Origin of the sequence: Pseudomonas sp. SJZ078 (assembly GCF_007828255.1) — a bacterium.
GTDB lineage: Bacteria > Pseudomonadota > Gammaproteobacteria > Pseudomonadales > Pseudomonadaceae > Aquipseudomonas.
Genome location: NZ_VIUG01000020.1, coordinates 22,550 through 48,503, shown reverse-complemented (window position 1 = coordinate 48,503; position 25,954 = coordinate 22,550). Strand labels below are relative to the sequence as shown.

Below are 25,954 nucleotides of genomic sequence, written 5' to 3'. Positions count from 1 at the left end.
GCGGTGGCGCATGGTAGCACCGGCCTCGCGCGACGCTCAAGAATGCCCCGTGGCACGGCGGCTCGCGGTATGCTGCGCGGCATTATCATTCAAGGAGCCCCACCATGGCCGGAAGCAGTTTGCTGGTGTTGATCGACGACATCGCCACCGTGCTCGACGATGTCGCACTGATGACCAAGATGGCCGCCAAGAAAACCGCCGGCGTGCTCGGCGACGATCTGGCACTCAACGCCCAGCAGGTGTCTGGTGTACGGGCCGAGCGCGAGCTGCCGGTGGTCTGGGCCGTGGCGAAGGGCTCGTTTATCAACAAGCTGATTCTGGTGCCGTCGGCGCTGGCCATTAGTGCCTTCGTGCCGTGGCTGGTGACGCCGTTGTTGATGGTGGGTGGCGCCTACCTGTGTTTCGAGGGGTTCGAAAAACTCGCCCACAAGTTTCTCCACAGCCCGGCCGAAGACCAGGCCGAACATGCGCAACTGGTCGAGGCCGTGGCCGATCCGGCGGTGGACCTGGTGGCGTTCGAGAAGGACAAGATCAAGGGGGCCGTGCGCACCGATTTCATCCTGTCGGCGGAGATCATCGCCATCACCCTCGGCACCGTCGCCGACGCTGCGCTGACCCAGCAGGTGATCGTGCTATCGGGCATCGCTGTGATCATGACCGTTGGTGTCTACGGCCTGGTGGCCGGGATCGTCAAGCTCGATGACCTGGGGCTGTGGCTGACCCGGAAGCCGGGGCAGGTTGCCAGAAGCATCGGCGGCACCATCCTGCGTGCCGCACCGTACATGATGAAAAGCCTGTCGGTAATCGGCACGGCGGCGATGTTCCTGGTGGGCGGCGGTATCCTCACCCATGGCGTGCCAGTGGTGCATCACTGGATCGAAGGCGTGGCAGCCAGTGCCGGCGGGGCCGGGGTCATCGTGCCAATGCTGCTCAATGCAGTGGCGGGGATTGTCGCAGGAGCGGTGGTGCTGGCGGGGGTGATGGTGGTGGGCAAGGTCTGGAAAGCGCTGAAAGGCTAACTGACTGCATAGTGCACCTGTGGGAGCGGGCTTGCTCGCGAAGGCGGTGTGTCAGCTAACTATATGCTGCCTGACACAATGTCTTCGCGAGCAAGCCCGCTCCCACAGTGGTTTTCAGGCTACTCGGCAATCTGCAACTTGCGCGACTCCGTATACACGTAGCGCACCTTTTCATACTCGAACGGCGAGTTCAGCTGGCCATAGCGGAAGCTGGTCTGATAGCGCTTGTCCACCCCGCGCAGGAGCAGCAGTTCCGGGTGGTTGGCACTGACTTCTGAGACGTTCAGGAAGTTGATCGCCGACTCGGCCGTGTAGTCCACCAGCAACCCTGAAGTGTCCCGCAGGTTGGACGGACCGAAGATCGGCAGTACGAAGTAGGCGCCGGCCGGCACGCCGTAGAAGCCCAGGGTCTGGCCGAAGTCTTCGCTCTGGCGCGGCAGGCCCATGGAGGTGGCGGGATCCCACAGGCCGGCAACGCCGATGGTGGTGTTGAGCAGCAGTCGCGCCGTGGTCTCCATCGAGCGCTTGCCCTTGAATTGCAGCAGGCTGTTCATCAGGTTCGGCACGTCACCCAGGTTGTTGAAGAAGTTGCTGACGCCGGTGCGCACGAAGCTCGGGGTGACGTAGCGGTAGCCATCGACCACGGGCAGGAATACCCATTGGTCGAAACGGTAGTTGAAGTGATAGACGCGACGGTTCCAGGATTCGAGCGGGTCATAGACGTTCAACGCATTGAGGGTCGAACGCTCGAATTCGCGCTGGTCCAGCCCCGGGTTGAACTTGAGCCTGGTCAGCGGTTCCTTGAAGCCGTCGGCATCCACGGTGGCCTTGTCATCGGCGTGAACCACGCCCGCACCCATTAACGCAGCGATAAGCAGGAGGTATTTAGCCACGGAAGAACTCCAGCATGGCGTCGCTGTTGACGCGGTAATTGAGGTTGCCGCAATGGCCGCCCAGTGGATACACCGTCAGGCGATCGCCAAAGGTCTTGCGCAGGAAACCCAGGTCGCCGGGGCCGAGGATGACGTCGTCGGCGTTGTGCATCACGGCGATCTTCGAGCTTTCATGCAGGTAATCCTTCAGGGCGTAAAGGCTGACCTGGTCGACCAGTTGCAGCAGGCTGCCGCCATCGGTCCGCGCGCGCCACATCGGGATCACTTGCTCAGTCAGGTAACAGTCGAAATCGCACTGCAGCGCACGCTTGAGAAACGGCGTCAGGCTGGTGCTTTCGGTGATCGGGAACTTGGGCGGGGTAATCAGGCCGCGACGGTTGATCAGGTCCGAAGTGAAGGCAATATCGGCCGCCGAGAAACGGAACGAGGTGCCGATCAGCATCGCCATCTGTTCGTTGCTCAGGTGTTGCTTGGACTGCTGGAAGTCATAAAGGAGGGCATCGTTGAGGTCGATGTAGCCTTTTTGCTGGAAGTAGCGGGTCAACTTGTTCAGCACCACTTCATAGAACGTCGTGGTGCTGTTGATGCCCTTGACCTGGGTCTGGACCAGTTTGTCCAGGTTGGTGACCGAGGTGTAGAGGTTCACCGGCGGATTCAGCAACAGCACTTTCTTGAAGTTGAAGCTGCGCCGGGTTTCGTCCAGGTGCGCGACGAAGGCTGCGTCCAGCGCGCCGAGGCTGTAGCCGGTGAGGTAGTACTCGGTCACCGGCACCTTGGGGTTCTGCGCGCGCACGGCTTGCATGACCCGGTACATGTCTTCGGCATCTTCCTTGGTGATACCCGGGGTGGCGAAGCGCGAGGCGGAGCTCATGAAGTCGAAACTGGTGGGCGATGACAACTGCACCACGTGGTAGCCGGCCTTATAGTAGAGGCGCTTGAGGTATTCGTTGAGGGTGCTGTCGTACCGTGCACCGGTACCGGCGATCAGGAAGATCAGCGGTGCCGGCTTGTCCTGGGTGGCCATGCGGTAGGTGAGGCTTTTCACCGGCCAGAAGTTGTCCGGCAGGATGAACTCACGTTCCGGGCGCAAGGTTACGCTGTGGTCCGCCTGGTTGATATCCTCGATCAAGGGCAGCTCGGGGCGCAGGTCGGGCGGGGTGGTCGCGATGGTCGCCTCGAACGGGTTGGTCAAGGGGTAGCCATAACTGGCGGCGTCGATATCCACCGCCAGCGCGGACGCACTCGGGATAAGGCCGCCGATGAGGGCAGCGAAGCGCAAGGAACGGAGCATGACTGGATCCCTTAGAGGATGGTGCCGAATGAGGTTCGCAGGCTATGACCACTGAAGCGAAGCCAAGTGCCATGACCGGCACGAAACAGCTGCGAGTGGGGGGGCGATAGCATCGGGACGATACACGGAGTGGTGGTTGGTGGCTAGTTGCCTACACTTGTCGTGGATGGCGTTCTGATGTCGCTCTTCGCTGTATCAATGTCGCTAACAGATCAGGTTCCGGATCGTCGCAGGTTGATGATCGTTCCATCAGTACTCCACTGATGTTCGAACTGGTTTGGCAGGCGAGCGTGATGGGGGCGCTGAGCACCATAACAATACGTTGACGTCGCTCGGCATTCGTCGGGCGCAGCACTTTCGGGGAAGTACACGATGAAGATGCGACGACTCATGGGCGCAGGTGCCGCACTGGTACTGGCGATCAGCTCCACACTGGCTAGCGCCGAAACCAAAACCCTGAGCATCGGCTACGTTGACGGCTGGTCCGACAGCGTCGCGACGACTCACGTGGCGGCGGAAGTCATCCAGCAGAAGCTTGGTTATGACGTGAAGCTGCAAGCGGTGGCGACCGGGATCATGTGGCAGGGCGTGGCCACCGGCAAGCTCGATGCCATGCTTTCGGCCTGGTTGCCAGTGACTCACGGCGATTACTGGGCGAAGAACAAGGACCAGGTAGTCGATTACGGCCCCAACTTCAAAGACGCGAAGATCGGCCTGATCGTGCCGGAGTACGTCAAGGCTCAGTCCGTAGCCGATCTCAAGACCGATGAAAGCTTCAAGAACCGCATTGTTGGCATCGACGCCGGTTCAGGCGTGATGCTCAAGACCGAACAGGCGATCAAGGACTACGACCTGACCGGTTATCAACTCAAGGCCAGTTCCGGCGCCGGCATGATTGCCGAGCTGACCCGTGCCGAGAAAAAGAACGAATCCATCGCCGTTACCGGTTGGGTGCCGCACTGGATGTTCGCCAAGTGGAAACTGCGCTTCCTGGAAGACCCGAAAGGCGTCTATGGCGCGGCTGAAACCGTGAACAGCATCGGCAGCAAGGAATTGGCGACCAAAGCACCGGAAGTCGCTGAGTTCCTGAAGAAATTCCAATGGGCCTCGAAGGACGAAATCGGCGAAGTCATGCTGGCTATCCAAGAGGGTGCCAAGCCTGAAGCTGCTGCCAAGGACTGGGTCGCCAAGCACCCGGATCGTGTGAAGGAGTGGACTGGCAAGTAATCTGCCTGATCCAGTGATTCCGAAAGCCGCATGACGTCGTGTCATGCGGTTTTTTTTATGCCCGCGTAATTCTCAAGCCTTGCACTGACCCTTGTGGGAGCGATGGTTTTTGCTGAAAACTGGCAAAACCGTCATGTCGTTCTAATACTAAGGTCGTCTGGAACCTGGCCTTGAGCCGCATAGAGTAGAGTCGTTCCAACTTAAATTGTGCTGCGAGGATAAAAACAATGAACGACAGCATTTACCTCTCGATTCAAAACAGCCCGCGCTTCAAGGAGCTGGTGAGAAAAAGAGAAAGGTTCGCCTGGATTCTTTCGGCGATCATGCTAGGGCTGTACTCCGGATTCATTCTACTGATCGCCTACGGGCCGCACATTCTCGGGGCCAGGATCACGCCCGATTCGACGATGACCTGGGGCATTCCCATCGGTGTCGGCCTGATTGTCTCGGCATTCATCCTGACTGGCATCTACGTGCGACGCGCCAACGGCGAGTTCGATGAGCTGAACAATGCGATCCTCAAGGAGGCTCAACAATGATCCGGCGTCTACTGGCTCTATTGAGCATCGCAGCGTTCGCCCCGGGTGCCTGGGCGGCTGAGGCCCTGACCGGGGCCGTGCAGAAACAACCCCTCAACGTCTCCGCCATCGTCATGTTCGTGGCGTTTGTCGGCTTGACCCTGGGCATCACCTACTGGGCGTCCAAGCGTAGCAAGTCGGCCAGCGACTACTATGCGGCCGGCGGCCGGATCACCGGTTTCCAGAACGGCCTGGCCATTGCCGGTGACTACATGTCGGCGGCGTCCTTCCTGGGGATTTCCGCGCTGGTATTCGCGTCGGGCTACGACGGCTTGATCTACTCCATCGGCTTCCTGGTGGGCTGGCCGATCATCCTGTTCCTGATCGCCGAGCGCCTGCGTAACCTGGGTAAATACACCTTTGCCGACGTGGCGTCCTATCGTCTGGGGCAAAAGCAGATCCGTACCTTGTCCGCCAGCGGTTCGCTGGTGGTGGTGGCGTTCTACCTGATCGCGCAGATGGTCGGCGCCGGCAAGCTGATCCAGCTGCTGTTCGGCCTGGACTACCACGTTGCGGTGGTGCTGGTGGGTATCCTGATGTGTCTGTATGTGCTGTTCGGCGGCATGCTGGCGACCACCTGGGTACAGATCATCAAGGCCGTGCTGTTACTGTCGGGTGCTTCGTTCATGGCGCTGATGGTGATGAAGCACGTCAACTTCGACTTCAACATGCTGTTTGCCGAAGCGGTCAAGGTTCACCCTAAAGGTGAGGCGATCATGAGTCCTGGCGGTCTGGTGAAGGATCCGGTCTCGGCCTTCTCCCTGGGCCTGGCCCTGATGTTCGGTACTGCTGGCCTGCCGCACATCCTGATGCGCTTCTTCACCGTGAGTGATGCCAAGGAAGCACGCAAGAGCGTGCTGTATGCCACTGGCTTCATCGGTTACTTCTACATCCTGACCTTCATCATCGGCTTCGGCGCGATCCTGCTGGTCAGCACCAACCCGGCCTTCAAGGACGCGGCAGGTGCCTTGCTGGGCGGTAACAACATGGCTGCGGTGCACCTGGCCAACGCCGTCGGCGGCAGCGTCTTCCTGGGCTTCATCTCGGCCGTGGCGTTTGCCACCATCCTGGCGGTTGTGGCAGGCCTGACCCTGGCCGGCGCCTCGGCGGTGTCCCATGACCTGTATGCCAGTGTGATCAAGAAAGGCAAGGCCAACGAGAAGGACGAGATCCGCGTTTCGAAAATCACCACCATCGCCCTGGCGGTGCTGGCGATCGCTCTGGGCATTCTGTTCGAGAAGCAGAACATCGCGTTCATGGTAGGCCTGGCGTTCTCTATCGCGGCGAGCTGCAACTTCCCGGTGCTGCTGCTTTCGATGTACTGGAAGAAACTGACCACCCGCGGCGCCATGATTGGCGGCTGGCTGGGCCTGGTCAGTGCCGTGGGTCTGATGATCCTGGGCCCGACCATCTGGGTACAGATCATGGGTCACGAGAAGCCGATCTACCCGTACGAGTACCCAGCGCTGTTCTCGATGGCCATTGCCTTCGTCGGCATCTGGTTCTTCTCCATCACCGACAAGTCGGCTGAAGCCGAGAACGAGCGGGCGCTGTTCTTCCCGCAGTTCGTGCGTTCGCAGACTGGTCTGGGGGCGAGTGGGGCGGTTAACCATTAAACGGCAGTGGCGAGTTGCAAGCGTCAAGCTGCAAGTTAGAAGCGGTACCGCGTAGAAAAATACCCCAGTCGAGAGGCTGGGGTATTTTTTTAGCTTGCAGCTTGCAGCTTGCAGCTTGCAGCTCACTAAACCCCAGCCAAAAAAAACGGCCTCATCAAGAGGCCGTTTCTTTTTTTGGCTGGGGTTTAGTGCCGATCTTCCAGCTTGGTGATGTCGCGCGACTCGTAGCCGGTGTACAGCTGGCGTGGACGGCCGATCTTGTACGGGCTGGAGAGCATTTCCTTCCAGTGGGAGATCCAGCCGACGGTCCGCGCCAGGGCGAAGATCACGGTGAACATGCTGGTTGGAATGCCGATCGCCTTGAGGATGATCCCCGAGTAGAAGTCGACGTTCGGGTACAGCGAGCGTTCGATGAAGTACGGATCGGTCAGGGCGATCTCTTCCAGGCGCATGGCCAGTTCAAGTTGCGGATCGTTCTTGATCCCCAGTTCCTTGAGCACTTCGTCGCAGGTCTGCTTCATGACGGTGGCGCGTGGGTCGCGGTTCTTGTAGACCCGGTGACCGAAGCCCATCAGCTTGAACGGATCGTTCTTGTCCTTGGCCTTGGCGATGAACTTGTCGATGTTCGAGACATCGCCGATTTCATCGAGCATGGTCAGTACCGCTTCGTTGGCGCCGCCGTGGGCCGGGCCCCAGAGTGCGGCGATACCGGCGGCGATACAGGCGAACGGGTTGGCACCCGACGAGCCGGCCAGGCGCACGGTGGACGTGGAGGCGTTCTGCTCGTGGTCGGCATGGAGGATGAAGATCCGGTCCATGGCCTTGGCGAGCACCGGGCTGATCGGTTTGATCTCGCACGGGGTGTTGAACATCATGTGCAGGAAGTTTTCCGCGTACGACAGGTCGTTGCGCGGGTACATCATGGGTTGGCCCATGGAGTACTTGTAGACCATCGCCGCCAGGGTCGGCATCTTCGCCACCAGGCGGACCGCGGAAATTTCGCGATGCTGGGGGTTATTGATGTCCAGGGAGTCGTGGTAGAAGGCCGAGAGAGCACCGACAACGCCGCACATGACGGCCATCGGGTGGGCGTCGCGACGGAACCCGTTGAAGAAGGACTTCAGCTGCTCGTGAACCATGGTGTGGTTTTTCACGGTGCTGACGAACTGGGCCTTTTGTTCTGCGGTCGGAAGCTCGCCGTTGAGCAGCAGGTAGCAGGTTTCCAGGTAGTCCGATTTTTCAGCCAGTTGCTCGATCGGGTAGCCGCGGTGCAGCAGGATGCCGTTGTCGCCGTCGATATAGGTGATCTTCGACTCGCACGAAGCGGTCGACATGAACCCTGGGTCGAAGGTGAAGCGGCCCGTGGCCGTCAGGCCGCGAACGTCGATTACATCGGGACCAACGGTGCCGGTTAAAATGGGCAGCTCGACGGGGGCTGCGCCCTCGATGATCAACTGCGCTTTTTTGTCAGCCATGTGGCCTCCTATTAATGCTTGGAATCATCAGACAGACCCCCCACGCAGGGCCCGCACCACTATAGTGAGATAAATCCGAATGTCAATTTGCCTAAAGTCTTGCTCCAGAAGGCTTTAACCGGACTTTTTCCTCGAAATTACCTGCCGTTTACGCCTTTTGCCGCTGTTGTGCAATGCGCCATCAGTGGAAGGTGAACGCGTTGTCATTAGTAACCTAACTGTCTATACTCGGCAGCCGACCGCCAGGGGCTTTTGGGCCAGCTTTGCTGGGGGTCGTCACTCCCTGGGTGGTGAGTACCTGACCAGTGCGCGCCGCAACAACTTTGCCCTGATTCTTAGGGGCTCTTCAGTGTGAAAAAAGCCGTGAAAAGCCAACGACCTGTAAACCTAGACCTAAGGACCATCAAACTCCCAGTCACTGCTTACACGTCCATTCTTCACCGTATCTCCGGTGTCATCCTCTTTGTCAGCCTGGCCATCATGCTCTATGCATTGGACAAGTCGCTCGACTCGGAAGAAGGCTTCGGTCAGGTGAAGGCGTGTCTGACCAGTCCGCTAGCCAAGCTAGTGATTTGGGGCATCCTGTCCGCCTTGCTGTATCACCTGGTTGCCGGTGTGCGCCACTTGATCATGGACATGGGCATCGGTGAGACGCTGGAAGGCGGCAAGCTGGGCTCGAAAATCGTTATCGCCGTTTCCGTGGTGGTAATCGTTCTGGCAGGAGTCTGGATATGGTAACCAACGTCACGAATCTCTCGCGTTCGGGCCTCTATGACTGGATGGCGCAGCGCGTGTCTGCGGTCGTTCTCGCGGCTTATTTCATTTTCCTGATCGGATATGTCGTCGCCAACCCAGGCCTTGGCTATGCCCAATGGCATGAACTGTTCGCAAGCAACTGGATGCGTATTTTCAGTCTGCTGGCCCTCGTCGCACTGGGCGCTCACGCCTGGGTCGGCATGTGGACCATCGCCACCGACTACCTGACGCCGATGGCGTTCGGCAAGTCGGCGACTGCCGTACGTTTCCTCTTCCAGGCGGTATGCGGCGTTGCGATGTTCGCTTACTTCGTCTGGGGTGTGCAGATTCTCTGGGGTATCTGATCCATGGCTAACATTCCAACGATTTCTTTCGACGCCATCATCATTGGCGGCGGCGGTGCCGGCATGCGCGCAGCGCTGCAACTGGCCCAGGGCGGTCACAAGACTGCCGTGATCACCAAGGTCTTCCCGACCCGTTCGCACACTGTTTCCGCCCAGGGCGGCATCACCTGCGCCATCGCTTCGGCCGACCCGAACGATGACTGGCGCTGGCACATGTACGATACCGTCAAGGGTTCCGACTACATCGGTGACCAGGACGCTATCGAGTATATGTGTCAGGAAGGCCCGGCCGCGGTGTTCGAACTGGACCACATGGGCCTGCCGTTCTCCCGTACCGAAACCGGCCGGATCTACCAGCGTCCATTCGGCGGCCAGTCCAAGGACTACGGCAAGGGCGGGCAGGCTGCACGTACCTGCGCGGCATCGGACCGTACTGGTCACGCGCTGCTGCACACTCTGTACCAGGGCAACCTGAAAGCCGGTACCACGTTCCTGAACGAGTACTATGCCGTAGACCTGGTGAAGAACCAGGACGGCGCCTTCGTCGGTGTGATCGCGATCTGCATCGAAACCGGCGAAACCACCTACATCCGCTCGAAAGCCACCGTACTGGCGACCGGCGGCGCAGGCCGTATCTATGCGTCCACCACCAACGCCCTGATCAACACCGGTGACGGTGTCGGCATGGCCCTGCGTGCTGGCGTGCCGGTACAAGACATTGAAATGTGGCAGTTCCATCCGACCGGCATCGCCGGCGCCGGTGTATTGGTCACCGAAGGTTGCCGCGGTGAAGGCGGTTACCTGATCAACAAGCACGGCGAGCGTTTCATGGAGCGTTATGCTCCGAACGCCAAGGACCTTGCCGGTCGTGACGTGGTGGCGCGTTCGATGGTCAAGGAAATCATCGCCGGTAACGGCTGTGGCCCGAATGGCGACCACGTGATGCTCAAACTCGACCACCTGGGCGAGGAAGTGTTGCACAGCCGTCTGCCAGGCATCTGCGAACTGTCGAAGACCTTCGCCCACGTCGACCCGGTCGTTGCTCCGGTTCCAGTGGTTCCAACCTGCCACTATATGATGGGCGGCGTTGCCACCAACATTCATGGTCAGGCGATCACCCAGAACGCCGAAGGCGTGGACGAAATCATCCCTGGCCTGTTCGCAGTGGGTGAAGTGGCGTGCGTATCGGTTCACGGTGCCAACCGCCTGGGCGGCAACTCGCTGCTCGACCTGGTGGTCTTCGGCCGCGCTGCCGGCCTGCACCTGGAAAAGGCGCTGACCGACGGTATCGAGTACGACGACGCTACCGAAGCCGATATCAATGCGGCCCTGTCGCGCCTGAACGCCCTGAACAACCGTACCGATGGCGAAGACGTGGCCACCCTGCGTCGCGAGCTGCAAAGCTGCATGCAGAACTACTTCGGTGTATTCCGTACCGGCGAATACATGCAGAAGGGTATTGCCCAGCTGGCAGAACTGCGTGAACGAATTGCCAATGTGAAGATCAACGATAAGTCACAGGCGTTCAACACTGCCCGTATCGAAGCGCTGGAACTGCAGAACCTGCTGGAAGTGGCCGAAGCCACCGCCATCGCCGCAGAAGTGCGCAAAGAGTCCCGTGGTGCTCACGCCCGCGAAGACTATGAAGACCGTGACGACGAAAACTGGCTGTGCCACACCTTGTACTTCCCGGGTGAAAAACGCGTCGCCAAGCGTGCCGTGAACTTCTCGCCGAAGACTGTTCCGACTTTCGAACCTAAAGTCCGGACTTATTAAGGGTGACCGCCATGTTGCAAGTCAGTGTTTATCGCTACAACCCTGATCAGGACGCTGCGCCGTTCATGCAGGATTTCCAGGTCGATACCGGTGGTAAGGACCTGATGGTGCTGGACGTGCTGGCCCTGATCAAGGAGCAGGACGAAGGTTTCTCCTATCGTCGCTCCTGCCGCGAGGGCGTTTGCGGCTCCGACGGCATGAACATCAACGGCAAGAACGGCCTGGCCTGCATCACGCCACTGTCGGCCGTTGTAAAAGGCAACAAGCTGATCGTTCGTCCACTGCCAGGTTTGCCGGTTATCCGTGACCTGGTCGTCGATATGAGCATCTTCTACAAGCAATACGAGAAGGTGAAGCCATTCCTGCAGAACGACACGCCGGCTCCGGCCATCGAGCGTCTGCAGTCCCCGGAAGAGCGTGAGAAGCTCGACGGTCTGTACGAGTGCATCCTGTGCGCTTGCTGCTCGACCTCGTGCCCATCCTTCTGGTGGAACCCGGACAAGTTCCTGGGCCCGGCCGCCCTGCTGCAAGCGTACCGCTTCCTGGCAGACAGCCGTGACACCAAGACGTCCGAGCGTCTGGCCGCACTGGATGACCCGTTCAGCGTATTCCGCTGCCGCGGGATCATGAACTGCGTCAACGTCTGCCCGAAAGGCCTGAACCCGACTAAGGCCATCGGTCACGTACGTAACATGCTGCTGCAAAACGGCGTGTGATTCAGCTGCTGTACCCGTAGAACCGCTGTACCCGTAGAGGCTAAGGCGCGGGCTTCAACCCGCGTCGTAGCATAACCAGAACAGCCGCTCACAAAGCGGCGGTTCTTATTTTGAAGAAATGAGACAAGCAGGGGCATCCGGGCTGGTACCCGGACTATCAGCGTGATCCTAAGTGGCTTGTTTTAGTCGCTGCACTCGGACTTCTGCAAGTTTGCTCGGTGTTTTCGCCGATGGTGTTCCCCTAATCGAGGGTGACCAAGCATGCAAGAAAGCGTGATGCAGCGCATGTGGAACAGTGCCCACCTCTCCGGTGGTAACGCTGCCTATGTGGAAGAGCTCTACGAGCTCTACCTGCACGACCCTAACGCTGTGCCAGAAGAATGGCGCACCTATTTTCAGAAGTTGCCGGCTGACGGTAACTCTGCCACCGATGTTTCGCACTCGACGATTCGCGATCATTTCGTGCTGCTGGCAAAGAACCAGCGCCGCGCTCAACCGGTCTCCGCCGGCAGCGTGAGCAGCGAACACGAGAAGAAGCAAGTTGAAGTACTGCGACTGATCCAGGCCTACAGGATGCGAGGCCACCAGGCAGCCCAGCTGGACCCGCTGGGGCTGTGGCAGCGTCCTGCACCTGCAGACCTGTCGATCACTCACTACGGCTTGACCAATGCCGATCTTGATACGACCTTCCGTGCCGGCGACCTGTTCATCGGCAAAGAGGAAGCGAGCCTACGTGAAATTCACGAAGCGTTGCAGCAGACATATTGCCGCACCATTGGCGCTGAGTTCACGCACATCACCGATTCCGAGCAACGCCAGTGGTTCCAGCAGCGTCTGGAAAGCGTTCGTGGCCGTCCGACGTACTCCGCCGACATTAAAAGCCACCTGCTTGAGCGCGTGACTGCCGGTGAAGGCCTGGAGAAGTACCTGGGCACCAAGTACCCGGGCACCAAGCGTTTCGGCCTGGAAGGCGGCGAGAGCCTGATTCCGATGCTGGACGAGCTGATCCAGCGTTCCGGTTCGTACGGCACCAAGGAAGTGGTCATCGGCATGGCCCACCGTGGCCGTCTCAACGTGCTGGTCAACACCTTCGGCAAGAACCCGCGCGAGCTGTTCGACGAGTTCGAAGGCAAGAAGAAGGTCGAGCTGGGTTCCGGTGACGTGAAATACCACCAGGGCTTCTCGTCCAACGTCATGACCACCGGTGGCGAAGTCCACCTGGCGATGGCGTTCAACCCGTCCCACCTGGAGATCGTTTCCCCGGTGGTCGAAGGTTCGGTTCGCGCCCGTCAGGATCGTCGCAACGACCCTACCGGCGAGAAGGTACTGCCGATCTCCATCCACGGTGACGCGGCGTTCGCCGGTCAGGGCGTGGTCATGGAAACCTTCCAGATGTCCCAGACCCGCGGTTTCAAGACCGGCGGTACGGTGCACATCGTCATCAACAACCAGGTCGGCTTCACCATCAGCAACCCGCTGGACTCGCGTTCCACCGAGTACGCCACCGACGTCGCGAAAATGATCCAGGCGCCGATCCTCCATGTGAATGGTGATGATCCGGAAGCCGTGCTGTTCGTGACCCAGCTGGCCATCGACTACCGCATGCAGTTCAAGCGTGACGTGGTGATCGACCTGGTCTGCTACCGTCGTCGCGGCCACAACGAAGCGGACGAGCCAAGCGGCACCCAGCCGCTGATGTACCAGCAGATCACCAAGCAGCGCACCACCCGCGAGCTGTATGCCGATCGCTTGATCCAGGGAGGCGTACTGGATGCCGAGCGCGTCCAGGCCAAGGTCGATGAGTACCGCAATGCGCTGGACGACGGTCTGCACGTGGTGAAAAGCCTGGTCAAGGAACCGAACAAAGAGCTGTTCGTGGACTGGCGCCCATACCTGGGTCACGCCTGGACTGCACGTCACGACACGCGCTTCGACCTCAAGACCTTGCAGGAGTTGTCCGCCAAGCTGCTGGAAATCCCGGAAGGCTTCGTGGTTCAGCGCCAGGTTGCGAAGATCTACGAAGACCGTCAGAAGATGCAAGCCGGCGGCCTGCCGATCAACTGGGGTTATGCCGAAACCATGGCATACGCGACTCTGGCGTTCGAAGGTCACCCGATCCGCATGACCGGCCAGGACATCGGCCGCGGTACGTTCTCGCACCGTCATGCCGTCCTGCACAACCAGAAAGACGCCAGCACCTACATCCCGCTGAAGAACCTGTACAAGGGCCAGCCGCTGTTCGATCTGTACGACTCCTTCCTGTCGGAAGAAGCCGTACTGGCATTCGAATACGGTTACTCGACCACCACGCCGAACGCGCTGGTGATCTGGGAAGCCCAGTTCGGTGACTTCGCCAACGGTGCGCAGGTAGTCATCGACCAGTTCATCACCAGTGGCGAGCACAAGTGGGGTCGTCTCTGCGGCCTGACCATGTTGCTGCCGCACGGCTACGAAGGCCAAGGCCCCGAACACTCCTCGGCACGTCTTGAGCGCTACCTGCAACTGTGCGCCGAGCACAACATCCAGGTGTGCATGCCTACTACCCCGGCACAGATCTACCACTTGCTGCGCCGCCAGGTGATTCGTCCGCTGCGCAAGCCTCTGGTCGTGCTGACGCCGAAGTCGTTGCTGCGCCACAAGCTGGCCGTTTCGACGCTCGAAGACCTGGCCGACGGTTCGTTCCAGACCGTTATCCCGGAAATCGATGCCCTGGACCCGAAAAAGGTCGAGCGCATTGTTCTGTGCAGCGGCAAGGTCTACTACGACCTGCTGGAAAAACGCCGTGCCGAAGGCCGTGAAGATATCGCCATCGTGCGTATCGAGCAGCTGTACCCATTCCCTGAGGACGACTTGAAGGAAGTCCTGGCGCCTTACACCAATGCCAAAGCGGCTGTCTGGTGTCAGGAAGAGCCGATGAACCAGGGCGCGTGGTACTGCAGCCAACACCACCTGCGTCGCAGCATCAGCAACCTCAACAAGTCGCTCGTACTCGAATACGCGGGCCGTGAGGCTTCTGCTGCACCTGCATGTGGTTACGCGTCGATGCACGCCGAGCAGCAGGAACAACTGCTGCAAGATGCCTTTACCGTTTAACGCCTTCGCGCACCTGAAACCGAATTTAAGGAACCCAAGATAATGGCTATCGAGATCAAAGCCCCCACTTTCCCGGAATCGGTTGCCGATGGCACCGTTGCCACCTGGCACAAGCAACCGGGCGAGGCGGTCAAGCGTGACGAACTGATCGTCGACATCGAGACCGACAAGGTCGTGCTGGAAGTCCTGGCGACCGCCGACGGCGTGCTGGGCGCCATCGTCAAGAACGAAGGCGATACCGTCCTGTCCGACGAAGTGCTGGGCTCGATCGTTGAAGGCGGCGCTGCTGCCGCTGCTCCTGCCGCCGCGGCTGCTCCTGCTGCTGCACAGGCTGCTGCTCCAGCTGCCGATGGCGAAGACGATCCGGTTGCTGCGCCTGCTGCCCGCAAGATCGCTGAAGAGAACGGCATCAACATCGCTTCCGTTGCCGGCACCGGCAAGGGTGGTCGTGTGACCAAGGAAGACGTGGTTGCCGCTGTGGTCGCCAAGAAAGCCGCTCCAGCCGCTGCTCCGTCCAAGCCTGCCGCGCCAGCTGCCGCCGCTCCGGTGTTCGCTGCCGGTGATCGCGTTGAAAAACGCGTTCCGATGACCCGCCTGCGTGCCAAAGTAGCCGAGCGTCTGGTCGAAGCCCAGTCGAACATGGCGATGCTGACCACCTTCAACGAAGTCGACATGACCGAAGTCATGGCACTGCGTTCGAAGTACAAGGACCTGTTCGAGAAGAGCCACAACGGCGTACGCCTGGGCTTCATGTCGTTCTTCGTCAAGGCGGCCACCGAAGCGCTGAAACGCTTCCCGGCCGTCAATGCGTCGATCGACGGTTCCGACATCGTCTACCACGGTTATGCCGACATCGGTGTGGCTGTTTCCAGCGATCGTGGTCTGGTGGTTCCGGTCCTGCGTAACGCCGAGCTGATGAGCCTGGCCGAAATCGAAGGCGGCATCGCCACCTTCGGCAAGAAGGCCCGTGACGGCAAGCTGTCCATCGAAGAGATGACCGGCGGTACGTTCACCATCACCAACGGTGGTACATTCGGTTCGATGATGTCGACTCCGATCGTCAACCCGCCACAAGCGGCGATCCTGGGGATGCACAACATCATCCAGCGTCCGATGGCAATCAACGGTCAAGTCGTGATTCGTCCGATGATGTACCTGGCACTGTCCTACGATCACCGTCTGATCGACGGTAAAGAAGCCGTGACGTTCCTGGTGACCATCAAGAACCTGCTTGAAGATCCGGCTCGCCTGCTCCTGGATATTTAAAAAGCAGCTGCAAGCTGCAAGCGACCAGACTCAAGCCCACCGCGGGCGAGGTTGTAGCTTGTAGCTTGCAGCTTGTAGCTTGCAGCTAAAAGGGAACCTTTTTTATGACTCAGAAATTCGACGTGGTAGTGATTGGTGCGGGCCCTGGTGGCTACGTAGCGGCCATCAAGGCTGCGCAACTGGGCCTTACCACTGCCTGCATCGAGAAATACACCGATGGCGAGGGCAAGCTGGCCCTCGGCGGTACCTGCCTGAACGTCGGTTGCATTCCATCCAAGGCGCTGCTGGACAGCTCCTGGAAATACAAGGAAGCGAAAGAAAGCTTCAACGTTCACGGCATCTCCACCGGCGAAGTCAAAATGGACGTCGCAACGATGGTTGGTCGCAAGGCGGGTATCGTCAAGAACCTGACCAGCGGTGTTGCCACTCTGTTCAAGGCCAACGGCGTGACCTCGATCCAGGGCCACGGCAAGCTGCTGCTGGGCAAGAAAGTCGAAGTGACCAAGCCGGACGGTTCGGTTGAAGTGATCGAAGCCGAGAACGTCATCCTGGCGCCAGGCTCGCGTCCGATCGACATTCCGCCGGCTCCGGTCGACCAGAACGTGATCGTCGATTCCACTGGCGCCCTGGAATTCCAGAGCGTACCAAAACGCCTGGGCGTGATCGGCGCCGGCGTGATCGGCCTGGAGCTGGGTTCGGTATGGTCGCGCCTGGGTGCGCAAGTGACCGTGCTCGAAGCCCTCGAAACCTTCCTGGTAGCGGCTGACGCCGCGGTTTCCAAAGAAGCGTTCAAGACCCTCACCAAGCAAGGCCTGGACATCAAGCTAGGCGCTCGTGTGACCGGTTCCAAGGTCAACGGCGAAGAAGTCGTGGTCAGCTACACCGACGCCAACGGCGAACAGACCATCACCTTCGACAAGCTGATCGTTGCGGTCGGCCGTCGCCCGGTGACCACCGACCTGTTGGCTGCCGATTGCGGCGTGAACCTGGACGAGCGTGGTTTCATCGCGGTCGATGATCATTGCGCAACCGACGTACCAGGCGTCTACGCCATCGGTGACGTGGTTCGCGGCATGATGCTGGCCCACAAGGCGTCCGAAGAAGGCATCATGGTCGTCGAGCGCATCAAGGGCCACAAGGCCCAGATGAACTACGACCTGATCCCATCGGTGATCTACACCCACCCGGAAATTGCATGGGTCGGTAAAACCGAGCAGGCCTTGAAAGCCGAAGGCGTCGAGGTTAACGTCGGCACTTTCCCGTTCGCCGCCAGTGGCCGTGCCATGGCAGCCAACGATACCGGCGGTTTCGTGAAAGTCATCGCCGATGCCAAGACGGATCGCGTATTGGGCGTTCACGTCATTGGCCCGAGCGCTGCCGAGCTGGTACAGCAAGGCGCGATCGCGATGGAATTCGGCACCAGCGCTGAAGACCTGGGCATGATGGTCTTCTCCCATCCGACCCTGTCCGAAGCCTTGCACGAAGCGGCCCTGGCCGTAAATGGCGGCGCCATCCACGTGGCCAACCGCAAGAAGCGTTAAGAAATAATAAGAAACCACGGCGGTTCGGCCCGTCGTGAGCCTTGCGCGCAAGACTCACCGCGGAATGTCCGCTGGACGCAGTCTTGCGTAGCTCTACCGGTTGACCGGAAGGCTACGCAAGCAGCAGTCACAGGTGGTGCGGCACTGAAAACGGTGCAGCACCGAATGCGCAGTACCTAACGAAGACGGTAATAAGCATGAATCTTCACGAGTATCAGGGTAAGCAGCTGTTCGCTGAGTACGGCCTGCCAGTATCCACAGGCTACGCGGTAGACACCCCGGAAGCAGCAGCAGAAGCTTGCGACAAAATCGGCGGCAGCGAATGGGTTGTCAAAGCCCAGGTTCACGCCGGTGGTCGCGGTAAAGCGGGCGGCGTCAAGCTGGTTCGCAGCAAAGAAGACGCCAAAGCCTTCGCACAGCAGTGGCTGGGCAAGCGTCTGGTGACCTACCAGACTGACGCCAACGGTCAGCCAGTCACCAAGATCCTGGTTGAATCGTGCACTGATATCGCTAAAGAGCTGTACCTGGGCGCGGTCGTTGACCGTTCGAGCCGCCGTATCGTGTTCATGGCCTCCACCGAAGGTGGCGTGGACATCGAGAAAATCGCTCACGATACCCCTGAGAAAATCCTCAAGGCCACCATCGATCCACTGGTTGGCGCTCAGCCATTCCAGGGTCGCGAACTGGCATTCCAGCTGGGCCTGGAAGGCAAGCAGGTCACTCAATTCGCCAAGATCTTCGTAGGTCTGGCCAAGCTGTTCCAGGACCACGATCTGGCACTGCTGGAAGTGAACCCGCTGGTGATCAAGGCCGACGGCGACCTGCACTGCCTCGATGCCAAGATCAACATCGACGCCAACGCCATGTACCGTCAGCCTAAGCTGAAGACTTTCCACGATCCGTCGCAAGACGATCCGCGCGAAGCGCACGCTGCCAAGTTCGAACTGAACTACGTAGCCCTGGAAGGCAACATCGGCTGCATGGTCAACGGTGCCGGCCTGGCCATGGGTACCATGGACATCGTCAACCTGCATGGCGGCAAGCCAGCCAACTTCCTCGACGTAGGTGGCGGTGCTACCAAGGAACGCGTTACCGAAGCGTTCAAGATCATCCTGTCCGACACCAACGTCGCAGCAGTATTGGTCAACATCTTCGGCGGCATCGTTCGCTGCGACATGATTGCCGAAGGCATCATCGGCGCCGTGAAAGAAGTTGGCGTGAAAATCCCGGTTGTTGTTCGCCTCGAAGGCAACAACGCTGAGCTGGGCGCTAAAGTACTGGCAGAAAGCGGTTTGAACATCATCGCTGCTACCAGCCTGACCGACGCTGCTCAACAAGTCGTTAAAGCTGCGGAGGGCAAATAATGAGCGTCCTGATCAACAAAGACACCAAGGTTATCTGCCAGGGCATTACCGGTTCGCAAGGTAGTTTCCACACCCAGCAAGCCATCGAATACGGCACCAAGATGGTGGGCGGCGTAACTCCAGGCAAGGGCGGCACCGAGCACCTGGGCCTGCCCGTGTTCAACACCGTCAAGGACGCTGTTGCAGCTACTGGCGCCACCGCCAGCGTGATCTACGTTCCAGCACCGTTCTGCAAGGACTCCATCCTTGAAGCAGCGTTCGGCGGCATCAAGCTGATCGTCTGCATCACCGAAGGCATCCCGACCATTGACATGCTGGAAGCCAAGGTCAAGTGCGACGAGCTGGGTATCACCCTGATCGGCCCTAACTGCCCAGGCGTGATCACCCCAGGCGAATGCAAGATCGGCATCATGCCAGGTCACATCCATTTGCCAGGCAAGGTCGGTATCGTTTCCCGTTCCGGCACCCTGACCTACGAAGCCGTGAAGCAGACCACTGACGCCGGTTTCGGTCAGTCGACTTGCGTCGGCATCGGCGGTGACCCGATCCCGGGCTCGAACTTCATCGACATCCTGAAGCTGTTCCAGGAAGACCCGAAGACCGAAGCGATCGTGATGATCGGTGAGATCGGCGGTTCGGCTGAAGAAGAAGCGGCTGCCTTCATCAAGGCCAACGTGACCAAGCCGGTTGTTTCCTACATCGCAGGTGTGACTGCTCCTCCGGGCAAGCGCATGGGCCATGCTGGCGCAATCATCTCTGGCGGCAAAGGTACTGCAGACGAGAAGTTCGCTGCACTGCAAGACGCAGGCGTGAAAACCGTGCGTTCGCTGGCAGACATCGGCAAGGCCTTGGCTGAGCTGACTGGCTGGGAAATGAAGAAGTAAGCTACGGCTGACTGATTCGCTCCAGCACAAAGGCCACCTTCGGGTGGCCTTTGTCGTTTCTGGCCGCCATGTTTGTGGTTGTAGGACTTCTTGTGGCGAGGGGATAAATCCCCTTGCCACAAAGCCTTCTCATTTCTGAGGAAACGCATGGTTGGAAAAAAAGATATGTAAACGCGACACGGAAATGTCGTGTATCGGATAGTTTGCCCCGTAACAGTGCGTTTGTGCTTCGAATTGGTTAGGCTGGCAGCCATTTTGCGACCGCTGCCCACAAGGACGCGACGCGCTAAACGGGTCGATCCCATACGGATCGGCAGCATTTCCCTCACCCATGGGAAATCCCTCTCTAAATTCCGATTCAGTAGTGTGGTTTCCTTAATGAAAGTGTTGAAAGGCCAGGACATCCTGGCGCTTGGTTTCATGACATTTGCCCTGTTCGTCGGGGCCGGCAACATCATCTTCCCACCTATCGTCGGTTTGCAGTCCGGGCCCCATGTCTGGATGGCGGCGCTGGGCTTCCTGTTCACGGCGGTCGGGCTGCCAGTGATCACCGTGGTCGCCCTGGCGAAAGTCGGCGGGGCGATGGATGCCTTGAGCAGCCCCATCGGCAAGCTCGCCGGCGGTCTGCTGGCGGCGGTCTGCTACCTGGCCGTCGGCCCGCTGTTCGCCACGCCGCGTACCGCCACCGTCTCGTTCGAAGTCGGCCTGGCGCCGCTGACCGGCGAAAGCCCGCTGGCGCTGTTCCTCTATAGCGCCGTGTATTTCCTGCTGGTGTTCTTCATCTCGCTCTACCCGGGCCGATTGCTGGACACCGTTGGACGTTTCCTCGCGCCGTTGAAGATCATCGCCCTGGCCGTGCTGGGGATTGCTGCGTTTGCCTTGCCCGCCGGCGGCATCGGCGTGGCCACGCCGGAGTATGTTGCGGCGCCGTTCTCCCAGGGCTTCATCAACGGATATCTGACCATGGATACCCTGGGTGCCCTGGTGTTCGGCATTGTCATCGTCAACGCGATCCGCTCCCGGGGCGTCGAATCGCCGGCCTTGATCACCCGCTATGCAATCATTGCCGGGTTGATCGCCGGGGTTGGCCTGGCGCTGGTTTATATCAGCCTGTTCCGCCTGGGCTCGGGCAGCCACGAAGTGGCACTTGGCGCGACCAATGGCGCTGCGGTGCTGCATGCCTACGTGCAGCACACCTTCGGCAGCCTGGGCAGCGGTTTCCTCGCCGTGCTGATCTCCCTGGCCTGTCTGGTGACCGCGGTGGGCCTGACCTGCGCCTGTGCCGAATATTTCAGTCGCGTCCTGCCCCTGTCCTACAAGACGCTGGTGGTGATCCTGGCCGCGTTTTCGTTGCTGGTGTCCAATCTCGGCCTGACCAAACTGATCGCCTTCTCGATCCCGGTCCTGACCGCAATCTACCCGCCATGCATCGCCCTGGTGGCCCTGAGCTTCTGCAAGGACTTCTGGCATGAACAGGGGCGCATCGTCGGCCCGGTGATGCTGGTGTCGTTCCTGTTTGGCCTGGTCGACGCGCTCAAGGGCGCGGGACTGGCGGACTGGATGCCGGCGCAGTTGGCTCATCTGCCGCTGAGCGAGCAAGGGCTGGCCTGGCTGGTGCCATCGGTCATGACCCTGGCCGTGGCCGTGGTGTGTGATCGCCTGCTGGGCAAGCGCAGCGAAGCACTGGCCTAAGCTTTATCGGTAAACACTGAAATGCCCCGTATCAATCGATACGGGGCATTTTTTTTGGATGCAGTGTCTTTTGCCATGGGCTAACGTCGAAGCAGTGTCCTGAAAGGTTCACGCAGAATCTGTGGGGGCGGGCTTGCTCGCGAATGCGGAGTGTCAGCGACAGGTAGGCTGCCTGACACACCGCTTCGCGAGCAAGCCCGCTCCCACAGGGACGCTGTAAGCCGCTCCATGTTCTTTTCACCCAAGGAATTGCATGTCATTCATCCAAGCCAACCTGACCCATCTCCTGGCCGCTGTCTGGTTCATCATCTGCTGGGGCGGCTACACCCGTTATGCCACGTGGAAGGCGCGAGACACGGCCTGTCTTGCCAGCGTGATGCACTTGTATCGCGAGGACTGGATGCGCCGCATGCTGCTGCGCGAGAATCGTATCGCCGATGCCAGTGTGATCGGTAACCTGGAGCGTAACGCGTCATTCTTTGCCTCCAGCACATTGATCATCCTGGCCGGTATCCTGACCGTCCTCGGCGCGTCCGATCGCGCGGTGTCCTTGTTGGCGGACCTGCCGCTGGTGCAGCAGGCTTCCCAAGGCCTGGCCGAAGTCAAGCTGTTGTGCCTGGCGTTGGTGTTCGTATACGCGTTCTTCACGTTCAGTTGGTGCATGCGCCAATACAACTTTGCCGCAGTCCTGGTGGGCTTGGCGCCGATGATCGGCGAGCGGCATGTCTCGGAGCAGGAGCGCAAGGCCTTTGCGCTGCGGGCCGCGCGAGTTATCTCGATGGCCGCCAACCAGTTCAACTTTGGCCTGCGCTCTTATTATTTCGGCATGACCATGTTGGCGTGGTTTGTCAGCCCCTGGTTATTCATGTTGATGAGTGCCGGGGTAGTGTTTGTGCTCTATCAACGCGAGTTTCATTCCGATGTACTGGACGTCATGGTCTATACCCCGACGGAAGTACCGGCTCCCGAAGTCGTCAAGGACACGGTATGACACCATGCCCGGCTGAATCATAGGTAAAAGAAAACCCGCACCAGGCGGGTTTTCTTTTGTCGCTGAACCTGGATCAGTTGGTTTTAGGCGCGGTAGCAGGGGCTTGTTCCTGCGCGGCGGCTTTGTCCGCTTCTGCCTTATCTTTGGCAGCTTCGGCGTTTTGTGTCGCCGCTTCGTTCACTTTATCCTGTGCTTCGTTCATTTTTTCCTGAGCTTGCTCAGAGTGTTGTGCGGCATCTTGAGCTTTGTCCTCGGATTTCTTATCGCAGGCAGCGAGACCGAGGGAGGCGGCCAACATCAAGGCAATAGCTAAAGTCTTACGCATGCGGTGTTTCTCCTTATGGAAATAACTACTGGCCGTTTGAGCAATCCACCTCGGGTTAAGTTCCTCTTTTGCGACAGATATATAACTTTGCTGTGCAATGGAACTTTATGAGTCGCGTCTGGTTATCAGGCCCCGTTACTGACAAGAGCATCACACATGGCCGAAGCCCCCGTTTTTGAGCGCGCGACGCGTTTTCTGTCCGCGCTGAGACATTGCCAGGTGCTGGGCCTGGAGTTGCACAGCGCCAGCCAAGATGGATTGACCCTGGTGCTGCCTTTCAGTCCCCGGATCGTGGGTAACCCGCTTACCGGCGTCCTCCATGGTGGGGCGTTGACGTCATTGATGGACACGGCTTGCGGCATGTCCACCCTCTGCGTGTTGCCGGAGTTCGAGGTCTGTCCGACCCTGGACCTGCGCATCGACTACATGCACGCTGCCGAGCCGAACAAGGATGTCTATGGCTTCGCGCAGTGCTATCGGGTGACGCCGGATGTGATTTTCACCCGTGGTTTCGCCTATCAGGACGATCCTGCTCAACCCATCGCCCATGTGGTGGGGACTTTCATGCGTCTGGGCCAGCATGCCAGGGGGCTGACGAAAGGTGGCTCGATGGCTGCCAGGAGCACGCCATGACCGACATTACCCGGGAATACCTGCGCCAGGCCTGCGAGCAGGGCGACCCTGCGCGGCTGCTGGCCGCGATTCCCTATGCCCAGCTCATCGGCGCCGAATGCACACGCCAGGGCGATGACCTGATCTTTCGCCTGCCGGCCAACAAGGACAACATTGGTAACCCTTTACTGCCGGCGATCCATGGCGGCGTCATTGCCGGCTTCATGGAGTTGGCGGCGGCCGTTCATCTGTTGATTGCCACCCGCACGCCAGGTGTGCCGAAGATTATCGATTTCTCCCTGGATTACCTGCGCGCCGGGCAATTTCGCGACACGTATGCCCGGTGCCAGGTCTGGCGTCAGGGGCGACGAGTGGCCAACGTTGCCATCACTGCCTGGCAAGGCGTGGAAGCCGAGCCGATCGCCACCGCACGGGCGCATTTCAAGATCCAGGAGCCTGCAAAGCCGGATCACTCTTGAAATCCCCATCGCTGCCCCCACCTTGAGGACATCCCGCCGCCATCTCAGCGAGGCGGACACCACCATCCACTTGGAGTTTGATGACCATGAGCGTGGAAACTCAAAAGGAAACCCTGGGCTTCCAGACCGAGGTGAAGCAACTGCTGCACCTGATGATTCACTCGCTGTATTCGAATAAGGAAATTTTCCTTCGCGAGCTGATTTCAAACGCCTCCGATGCTGTCGACAAATTGCGTTTCGAAGCCCTGTCCAAGCCCGAATTGCTGGAAGGCGGCGCTGAACTGAAGATCCGTGTGAGTTTCGACAAGGACGCCAAGACCGTCACCCTCGAAGACAACGGCATCGGCATGAGCCGCGAAGAGGTGATCACGCACCTGGGCACCATCGCCAAGTCCGGCACTGCCGACTTCATGAAAAACCTGTCGGGCGACCAGAAGAAGGATTCCCACCTGATCGGTCAGTTCGGCGTCGGCTTCTATTCCGCGTTCATCGTTGCCGAACAGGTCGAAGTATTCAGCCGCCGTGCCGGCCTCGCTGCGAGCGAAGGCGTGCACTGGTCGTCCAAGGGCGAGGGCGAGTTTGAAGTCGCCACCATCGACAAGGCTGATCGCGGTACCCGCATCGTGCTGCACCTGAAGTCCGGCGAGGACGAATTCGCCGATGGCTGGCGTCTGCGCAACATCATCAAGAAGTACTCCGACCATATCGCGTTGCCGATCGAGCTGCCGAAGCAAGTCAGCGCCGCCGAAGGCGAAGAAAAGCCCGAAGTGGAATGGGAAACCGTCAACCGCGCCAGCGCCCTGTGGACTCGCCCACGCACCGAGGTGAAGGACGAGGAATACCAGGAGTTCTACAAGCACATCGCCCACGATTATGAGAACCCGTTGAGCTGGAGCCATAACAAGGTCGAAGGCAAGCTGGAATACAACTCGCTGCTGTACGTGCCGGCCCGCGCCCCGTTCGACCTGTATCAGCGTGAAGCACCCCGTGGCTTGAAGCTGTACGTGCAGCGGGTGTTCGTGATGGACCAGGCCGAATCGTTCCTGCCGCTGTACCTGCGCTTCATCAAGGGCGTGGTGGATTCCAACGATTTGTCGCTGAACGTTTCGCGGGAAATCCTGCAGAAAGATCCGATCATCGATTCCATGAAGTCGGCGCTGACCAAGCGTGTCCTGGACATGCTGGAAAAACTGGCGAAGAGCGAGCCTGAGCAGTACAAGAGCTTCTGGAAGAATTTCGGCCAGGTGATGAAGGAAGGTCCGGCCGAGGACTTCGCCAACAAGGAGAAGATCGCTGGCCTGCTGCGCTTTGCGTCGACCCAGGGTGACGATGGCGAGCAGATCGTCGGCCTGGCCGATTACCTGGCCCGCGCCAAGGAAGGTCAGGACAAGATCTACTACCTGACCGGTGAAACTTATGCACAGGTCAAGAACAGCCCGCACCTGGAAGTCTTCCGCAAGAAAGGCATCGAAGTGCTGTTGCTGACCGACCGTATCGATGAGTGGCTGATGAGCTACCTCAACGAGTTCGACGGCAAGAGCTTCGTCGATGTGGCCCGTGGCGACCTGGACCTCGGCAACCTGGATTCGGAAGAAGACAAGAAAGCCGCCGAAGAAGTCGCCAAGAGCAAGGAAGGCCTGGTGGAGCGAATCAAGACAGCCCTGGGCGACGCCGTCAGCGAAGTGCGTGTCTCGCACCGCCTGACCGACTCCCCGGCGATCCTCGCCATCGGTGAACAGGACCTTGGCCTGCAAATGCGCCAGATCCTGGAAGCCAGTGGCCAGAAAGTCCCGGATTCCAAGCCGATTTTCGAGTTCAACCCGGCGCACCCGCTGGTGGAAAAACTCGATAACGAGCAGAGCGAAGAGCGTTTCGGCGACCTGTCGCACATCCTGTTCGACCAGGCAGCCCTGGCAGCGGGCGATAGCCTGAAGGACCCGGCGGCTTATGTGCGTCGCCTGAACAAGCTGCTGGTTGAACTGTCAGCTTGATCTAGTGCAGGAAAAACCCGCTTCG

At 59.5% G+C, this 25,954-nt stretch carries 22 protein-coding genes; 18 read left to right on the top strand and 4 right to left on the bottom strand.

Going from position 1 to position 25,954, the window contains the following annotated elements; translation table 11 throughout:
* Positions 1-104 precede the first annotated feature (104 nt).
* Entirely contained in the window at positions 105-1,019 is a 915-nt protein-coding gene (locus FBY02_RS18020) for a DUF808 domain-containing protein (RefSeq protein WP_144929600.1), read from the top strand.
* A gap of 119 nt (positions 1,020-1,138) precedes the next feature.
* Here the strand turns inward: FBY02_RS18020 and FBY02_RS18015 are convergent, their stop codons facing one another.
* Complete coding sequence (locus tag FBY02_RS18015; protein WP_256662532.1) at positions 1,139-1,879, bottom strand: VacJ family lipoprotein; 741 nt, start codon at positions 1,877-1,879, stop codon at positions 1,139-1,141.
* A 25-nt stretch (positions 1,880-1,904) separates the two neighbouring features.
* On the bottom strand, positions 1,905-3,203 hold the full coding sequence (locus tag FBY02_RS18010) for a serine/threonine protein kinase (RefSeq protein WP_144929598.1): 1,299 nt from the start codon (positions 3,201-3,203) through the stop codon (positions 1,905-1,907).
* A gap of 372 nt (positions 3,204-3,575) precedes the next feature.
* On the opposite strand from FBY02_RS18010, the gene FBY02_RS18005 reads away from it, so the two are divergent.
* The 3 genes from FBY02_RS18005 (at position 3,576) to FBY02_RS17995 (ending at position 6,624) form a co-directional block, all read left to right on the top strand.
* Positions 3,576-4,430: a glycine betaine ABC transporter substrate-binding protein gene (locus FBY02_RS18005; RefSeq protein ID WP_144929597.1), complete on the top strand. Its 855-nt coding sequence runs from the start codon at positions 3,576-3,578 to the stop codon at positions 4,428-4,430.
* Between the two features lie 227 nt (positions 4,431-4,657).
* Positions 4,658-4,969: a DUF485 domain-containing protein gene (locus FBY02_RS18000; RefSeq protein ID WP_144929596.1), complete on the top strand. Its 312-nt coding sequence runs from the start codon at positions 4,658-4,660 to the stop codon at positions 4,967-4,969.
* The gene (locus FBY02_RS17995; protein WP_144929595.1) at positions 4,966-6,624 is read left to right on the top strand and encodes a cation acetate symporter; all 1,659 of its coding nucleotides are present in this window, start codon (positions 4,966-4,968) and stop codon (positions 6,622-6,624) included. The genes FBY02_RS18000 and FBY02_RS17995 overlap by 4 nt, the downstream gene beginning before the upstream one ends.
* A gap of 185 nt (positions 6,625-6,809) precedes the next feature.
* Here FBY02_RS17995 and gltA read toward each other — a convergent pair whose 3' ends face one another.
* Positions 6,810-8,099 carry a citrate synthase gene (gltA, locus tag FBY02_RS17990; protein WP_047698958.1) on the bottom strand — a complete coding sequence of 430 codons (1,290 nt, stop codon included), beginning with the start codon at positions 8,097-8,099 and terminating at the stop codon, positions 6,810-6,812.
* A 351-nt stretch (positions 8,100-8,450) separates the two neighbouring features.
* Between gltA and sdhC the strand changes: the two genes are divergently transcribed.
* The 11 genes from sdhC to FBY02_RS17935 all read left to right on the top strand — a co-directional run bounded on the left by sdhC (position 8,451) and on the right by FBY02_RS17935 (position 22,522).
* Complete coding sequence (gene sdhC / locus FBY02_RS17985; protein ID WP_172679607.1) at positions 8,451-8,837, top strand: succinate dehydrogenase, cytochrome b556 subunit; 387 nt, start codon at positions 8,451-8,453, stop codon at positions 8,835-8,837.
* Complete coding sequence (gene sdhD / locus FBY02_RS17980; RefSeq protein ID WP_041024951.1) at positions 8,831-9,199, top strand: succinate dehydrogenase, hydrophobic membrane anchor protein; 369 nt, start codon at positions 8,831-8,833, stop codon at positions 9,197-9,199. Before sdhC ends, sdhD begins: the two co-directional genes overlap by 7 nt.
* A 3-nt stretch (positions 9,200-9,202) precedes the next feature.
* Positions 9,203-10,975: a succinate dehydrogenase flavoprotein subunit gene (gene sdhA, locus FBY02_RS17975; RefSeq protein WP_047698962.1), complete on the top strand. Its 1,773-nt coding sequence runs from the start codon at positions 9,203-9,205 to the stop codon at positions 10,973-10,975.
* 11 nt (positions 10,976-10,986) lie between these two features.
* On the top strand, positions 10,987-11,691 hold the full coding sequence (locus tag FBY02_RS17970; RefSeq protein ID WP_039594133.1) for a succinate dehydrogenase iron-sulfur subunit: 705 nt from the start codon (positions 10,987-10,989) through the stop codon (positions 11,689-11,691).
* A 261-nt stretch (positions 11,692-11,952) separates the two neighbouring features.
* The gene (locus FBY02_RS17965) at positions 11,953-14,784 is read left to right on the top strand and encodes a 2-oxoglutarate dehydrogenase E1 component (protein WP_144929594.1); all 2,832 of its coding nucleotides are present in this window, start codon (positions 11,953-11,955) and stop codon (positions 14,782-14,784) included.
* Positions 14,785-14,826: 42 nt separating this feature from the next.
* A complete protein-coding gene (gene odhB, locus FBY02_RS17960) occupies positions 14,827-16,050 on the top strand; it encodes a 2-oxoglutarate dehydrogenase complex dihydrolipoyllysine-residue succinyltransferase (RefSeq protein WP_144929593.1) in 1,224 nt (407 codons plus the stop codon).
* Positions 16,051-16,154: 104 nt separating this feature from the next.
* On the top strand, positions 16,155-17,591 hold the full coding sequence (lpdA, locus tag FBY02_RS17955) for a dihydrolipoyl dehydrogenase (protein WP_144929592.1): 1,437 nt from the start codon (positions 16,155-16,157) through the stop codon (positions 17,589-17,591).
* Between the two features lie 197 nt (positions 17,592-17,788).
* Positions 17,789-18,955 carry an ADP-forming succinate--CoA ligase subunit beta gene (gene sucC / locus FBY02_RS17950; protein WP_003179235.1) on the top strand — a complete coding sequence of 389 codons (1,167 nt, stop codon included), beginning with the start codon at positions 17,789-17,791 and terminating at the stop codon, positions 18,953-18,955.
* Complete coding sequence (gene sucD / locus FBY02_RS17945) at positions 18,955-19,839, top strand: succinate--CoA ligase subunit alpha (protein ID WP_047698970.1); 885 nt, start codon at positions 18,955-18,957, stop codon at positions 19,837-19,839. The genes sucC and sucD overlap by 1 nt, the downstream gene beginning before the upstream one ends.
* 378 nt (positions 19,840-20,217) lie before the next feature.
* A complete protein-coding gene (brnQ, locus tag FBY02_RS17940; RefSeq protein WP_144929591.1) occupies positions 20,218-21,531 on the top strand; it encodes a branched-chain amino acid transport system II carrier protein in 1,314 nt (437 codons plus the stop codon).
* Between the two features lie 253 nt (positions 21,532-21,784).
* Positions 21,785-22,522: a DUF599 domain-containing protein gene (locus tag FBY02_RS17935; protein ID WP_144929590.1), complete on the top strand. Its 738-nt coding sequence runs from the start codon at positions 21,785-21,787 to the stop codon at positions 22,520-22,522.
* 73 nt (positions 22,523-22,595) lie between these two features.
* Here the strand turns inward: FBY02_RS17935 and FBY02_RS17930 are convergent, their stop codons facing one another.
* Positions 22,596-22,847: a hypothetical protein gene (locus FBY02_RS17930; protein WP_144929589.1), complete on the bottom strand. Its 252-nt coding sequence runs from the start codon at positions 22,845-22,847 to the stop codon at positions 22,596-22,598.
* Between the two features lie 156 nt (positions 22,848-23,003).
* On the opposite strand from FBY02_RS17930, the gene FBY02_RS17925 reads away from it, so the two are divergent.
* The 3 genes from FBY02_RS17925 to htpG all read left to right on the top strand — a co-directional run bounded on the left by FBY02_RS17925 (position 23,004) and on the right by htpG (position 25,929).
* Positions 23,004-23,480 carry a PaaI family thioesterase gene (locus FBY02_RS17925; RefSeq protein WP_144929588.1) on the top strand — a complete coding sequence of 159 codons (477 nt, stop codon included), beginning with the start codon at positions 23,004-23,006 and terminating at the stop codon, positions 23,478-23,480.
* Positions 23,477-23,938: a PaaI family thioesterase gene (locus tag FBY02_RS17920; RefSeq protein WP_144929587.1), complete on the top strand. Its 462-nt coding sequence runs from the start codon at positions 23,477-23,479 to the stop codon at positions 23,936-23,938. The genes FBY02_RS17925 and FBY02_RS17920 overlap by 4 nt, the downstream gene beginning before the upstream one ends.
* A gap of 86 nt (positions 23,939-24,024) precedes the next feature.
* Positions 24,025-25,929, top strand: a complete 1,905-nt coding sequence (htpG, locus tag FBY02_RS17915) for a molecular chaperone HtpG (protein ID WP_144929586.1) — start codon at positions 24,025-24,027, stop codon at positions 25,927-25,929.
* The last annotated feature ends 25 nt before the right edge of the window (positions 25,930-25,954 follow it).

Excerpts from the sequence above, each read along its gene's own strand:
- FBY02_RS17935 (WP_144929590.1), top strand. The coding sequence starts at position 21,785 with ATGTCATTCATCCAAGCCAACCTGACCCATCTCCTGGCCGCTGTCTGG.
- FBY02_RS17970 (WP_039594133.1), top strand. The coding sequence starts at position 10,987 with ATGTTGCAAGTCAGTGTTTATCGCTACAACCCTGATCAGGACGCTGCG.
- FBY02_RS17965 (WP_144929594.1), top strand. The coding sequence starts at position 11,953 with ATGCAAGAAAGCGTGATGCAGCGCATGTGGAACAGTGCCCACCTCTCC.
- odhB (WP_144929593.1), top strand. The coding sequence starts at position 14,827 with ATGGCTATCGAGATCAAAGCCCCCACTTTCCCGGAATCGGTTGCCGAT.
- FBY02_RS17925 (WP_144929588.1), top strand. The coding sequence starts at position 23,004 with ATGGCCGAAGCCCCCGTTTTTGAGCGCGCGACGCGTTTTCTGTCCGCG.
- sucC (WP_003179235.1), top strand. The coding sequence starts at position 17,789 with ATGAATCTTCACGAGTATCAGGGTAAGCAGCTGTTCGCTGAGTACGGC.
- FBY02_RS17920 (WP_144929587.1), top strand. The coding sequence starts at position 23,477 with ATGACCGACATTACCCGGGAATACCTGCGCCAGGCCTGCGAGCAGGGC.
- sdhD (WP_041024951.1), top strand. The coding sequence starts at position 8,831 with ATGGTAACCAACGTCACGAATCTCTCGCGTTCGGGCCTCTATGACTGG.
- FBY02_RS18000 (WP_144929596.1), top strand. The coding sequence starts at position 4,658 with ATGAACGACAGCATTTACCTCTCGATTCAAAACAGCCCGCGCTTCAAG.
- FBY02_RS18005 (WP_144929597.1), top strand. The coding sequence starts at position 3,576 with ATGAAGATGCGACGACTCATGGGCGCAGGTGCCGCACTGGTACTGGCG.
- htpG (WP_144929586.1), top strand. The coding sequence starts at position 24,025 with ATGAGCGTGGAAACTCAAAAGGAAACCCTGGGCTTCCAGACCGAGGTG.
- FBY02_RS18015 (WP_256662532.1), bottom strand. The coding sequence starts at position 1,879 with ATGGGTGCGGGCGTGGTTCACGCCGATGACAAGGCCACCGTGGATGCC.
- sdhA (WP_047698962.1), top strand. The coding sequence starts at position 9,203 with ATGGCTAACATTCCAACGATTTCTTTCGACGCCATCATCATTGGCGGC.
- brnQ (WP_144929591.1), top strand. The coding sequence starts at position 20,218 with ATGAAAGTGTTGAAAGGCCAGGACATCCTGGCGCTTGGTTTCATGACA.
- lpdA (WP_144929592.1), top strand. The coding sequence starts at position 16,155 with ATGACTCAGAAATTCGACGTGGTAGTGATTGGTGCGGGCCCTGGTGGC.
- FBY02_RS17930 (WP_144929589.1), bottom strand. The coding sequence starts at position 22,847 with ATGCGTAAGACTTTAGCTATTGCCTTGATGTTGGCCGCCTCCCTCGGT.
- sucD (WP_047698970.1), top strand. The coding sequence starts at position 18,955 with ATGAGCGTCCTGATCAACAAAGACACCAAGGTTATCTGCCAGGGCATT.
- gltA (WP_047698958.1), bottom strand. The coding sequence starts at position 8,099 with ATGGCTGACAAAAAAGCGCAGTTGATCATCGAGGGCGCAGCCCCCGTC.
- FBY02_RS18010 (WP_144929598.1), bottom strand. The coding sequence starts at position 3,203 with ATGCTCCGTTCCTTGCGCTTCGCTGCCCTCATCGGCGGCCTTATCCCG.
- FBY02_RS17995 (WP_144929595.1), top strand. The coding sequence starts at position 4,966 with ATGATCCGGCGTCTACTGGCTCTATTGAGCATCGCAGCGTTCGCCCCG.
- FBY02_RS18020 (WP_144929600.1), top strand. The coding sequence starts at position 105 with ATGGCCGGAAGCAGTTTGCTGGTGTTGATCGACGACATCGCCACCGTG.